Origin of the sequence: Microbispora hainanensis (genome assembly GCF_006874475.1) — a bacterium.
GTDB lineage: Bacteria > Actinomycetota > Actinomycetes > Streptosporangiales > Streptosporangiaceae > Microbispora > Microbispora hainanensis.
Genome location: NZ_VIRM01000112.1, coordinates 1 through 3,298, shown reverse-complemented (window position 1 = coordinate 3,298; position 3,298 = coordinate 1). Strand labels below are relative to the sequence as shown.

Sequence of the window (3,298 nt, the reverse complement as noted above, 5' to 3'; positions counted from 1 at the left end):
GCGGTGCCACGACTTCGGCGGTGTACTTGAGCCCCGCTACATTGTCGGCGCAGAATCACTTGACCAGTGAGCTATTACGCACTCTTTCAAGGATGGCTGCTTCTAAGCCAACCTCCTGGTTGTCACTGCGACTCCACATCCTTTCCCACTTAGCACACGCTTAGGGGCCTTAGTCGGTGATCTGGGCTGTTTCCCTCTCGACCACGGAGCTTATCCCCCGCAGTCTCACTGCCACGCTCAACTTACCGGCATTCGAAGTTTGGCTGACGTCAGTAACCTTGTCGGGCCCATCAGCCATCCAGAGCCCTACCTCCGGCAAGCAACACGCAACGCTGCACCTAAATGCATTTCGGGGAGAACCAGCTATCACGGAGTTTGATTGGCCTTTCACCCCTACACACAGGTCATCCCCCAGGTTTTCAACCCTGGTGGGTTCGGTCCTCCACGCAGTCTTACCCACGCTTCAACCTGCCCATGCGTAGATCACCCCGCTTCGGGTCTACAGCATGCGACTCAAACGCCCTATTCAGACTCGCTTTCGCTACGGCTCCCCCACACGGGTTAACCTCGCCACACACCATAACTCGCAGGCTCATTCTTCAAAAGGCACGCAGTCACATCACAGCCGCCCAAAGGCGACTACGCTCCTACGGCTTGTAGGCACACGGTTTCAGGTACTATTTCACGACCCCTCACCGGGGCGCTTTTCACCTTTCCCTCACGGTACTCGTTCACTATCGGTCATCAGGAAGTATTTAGGCTTACCAGGTGGTCCTGGCAGATTCACACAGGATTCCTCGAGCCCCGTGCTACTCGGGAACACTCCCAGCAGTCGGCAGAATTTCGCCTACCCGGCTATCACGGTCTACGGCCGCCCTTCCCAGAGCGTTCGACTACCCCACCGATTTCTCACTGCTTGAAGAGACGGCGGTCTCCCCCGGAAGGTCCCACAACCCCGCACACGCAACGCCCGCCGGCTATCACACGCGCACGGTTTAGCCTCCTCCGCTTTCGCTCACCACTACTCACGGAATCACTATTTGTTTTCTTCTCCTACGGGTACTGAGATGTTTCACTTCCCCGCGTTACCACCAACCGCCCTATACATTCAGACGGCGGCAACACCACATGACTGGTGCTAGGTTTCCCCATTCGGACATCCCCGGATCAACGTCTGGTTGGCGACTCCCCGAGGCTTAACGCAGCCTCCCACGTCCTTCATCGGCTCCTGATGCCAAGGCATCCACCGTGTGCCCTAACTAACTTGGCCACAAAGATGCTCGCGTCCACTATGCAATTCACAAACAACAACCAGACAACCAGCCCACCCCACCACCAAACACCCGAACCCCCACCGCAAGCCCACCCACAACAGGCGAACCCACAAGCAAGGACCCCGGCCGGTATGGCAGGAGACCAGCCCTGGAGAAAACAAACCCCACCACAACCACCACACAGTGATGGCCGAGTGAACGGGCCCGTTTCCTCAGGACCCAACAGTGTGCCCAACCAACCCCGGCCCCCGCAGCCCACATTCCCACTCCGCGATCACTCACGGCGGTACTAGCAGACCCGGCAACCACGACCGGCTGAATAACCAGTGCTCCACTAATGAGCGCACCAGGCAGGGAACATTCGCCCCTGAACCCGGCATGGGCCAAACCCAACCCCCTAAGAGGTCCGAGCCGGCCGAGTGCTCCTTAGAAAGGAGGTGATCCAGCCGCACCTTCCGGTACGGCTACCTTGTTACGACTTCGTCCCAATCGCCAGCCCCACCTTCGACCGCTCCCCCCACAAGTGGTTGGGCCACGGGCTTCGGGTGTTGCCGACTTTCGTGACGTGACGGGCGGTGTGTACAAGGCCCGGGAACGTATTCACCGCAGCGTTGCTGATCTGCGATTACTAGCGACTCCGACTTCATGGGGTCGAGTTGCAGACCCCAATCCGAACTGAGACCGGCTTTTAGGGATTCGCTCCACCTCACGGTATCGCAACCCTCTGTACCGACCATTGTAGCATGTTTGCAGCCCAAGACATAAGGGGCATGATGACTTGACGTCATCCCCACCTTCCTCCGAGTTGACCCCGGCAGTCTCCCATGAGTCCCCACCACCCCAAAGGGCGTGCTGGCAACATGGAACAAGGGTTGCGCTCGTTGCGGGACTTAACCCAACATCTCACGACACGAGCTGACGACAGCCATGCACCACCTGTACACCAGTCCAAAGGAGGGCTCTGTCTCCAGAGCTTTCCGGTGTATGTCAAACCTTGGTAAGGTTCTTCGCGTTGCGTCGAATTAAGCAACATGCTCCGCCGCTTGTGCGGGCCCCCGTCAATTCCTTTGAGTTTTAGCCTTGCGGCCGTACTCCCCAGGCGGGGCGCTTAATGCGTTAGCTACGGCACAGGAATCGTGGAAGACCCCCACACCTAGCGCCCAACGTTTACAGCGTGGACTACCAGGGTATCTAATCCTGTTCGCTCCCCACGCTTTCGCTCCTCAGCGTCAGAACTGGCCCAGCAAGCCGCCTTCGCCACCGGTGTTCCTCCTGATATCTGCGCATTTCACCGCTACACCAGGAATTCCGCTTGCCCCTACCAGCCTCTAGCCTGCCCGTATCCACCGCAGACCCGTAGTTAAGCCACGGGCTTTCACGGCAGACGCAACAAGCCACCTACGAGCTCTTTACGCCCAATAATTCCGGACAACGCTCGCGCCCTACGTATTACCGCGGCTGCTGGCACGTAGTTAGCCGGCGCTTCTTCTACAGGTACACGTCAACTTCGTCCCTGCTGAAAGAGGTTTACAACCCGAAGGCCGTCATCCCCCACGCGGCGTCGCTGCGTCAGGCTTCCGCCCATTGCGCAATATTCCCCACTGCTGCCTCCCGTAGGAGTCTGGGCCGTGTCTCAGTCCCAGTGTGGCCGGTCGCCCTCTCAGGCCGGCTACCCGTCGTCGCCTTGGTAGGCCATCACCCCACCAACAAGCTGATAGGCCGCGAGCCCATCCCCAACCGAAAAAACTTTCCACACCCACACCATGCGGAGGAGTGTCATATCCGGTATTAGACCCGGTTTCCCAGGCTTATCCCAGAGTCAGGGGCAGGTTACTCACGTGTTACTCACCCGTTCGCCGCTCGAGTACCCCGAAGGGCCTTTCCGCTCGACTTGCATGTGTTAAGCACGCCGCCAGCGTTCGTCCTGAGCCAGGATCAAACTCTCCAAACAATGCTTGGAAAATAATCACTCTGGCCGGCACCCCCCGGCTAAGGAAAGATGCCGTCAAAGGAATCCGTCACCG

At 58.6% G+C, this 3,298-nt stretch carries 2 rRNA genes; both read right to left on the bottom strand.

From position 1 onward, the window contains the following. Positions 1-1,270 (bottom strand): 23S ribosomal RNA (locus tag FLX08_RS39630); the annotation flags it as partial. 434 nt (positions 1,271-1,704) lie between these two features. Continuing rightward, positions 1,705-3,225 (bottom strand): 16S ribosomal RNA (locus FLX08_RS39625). Positions 3,226-3,298 lie beyond the last annotated feature (73 nt).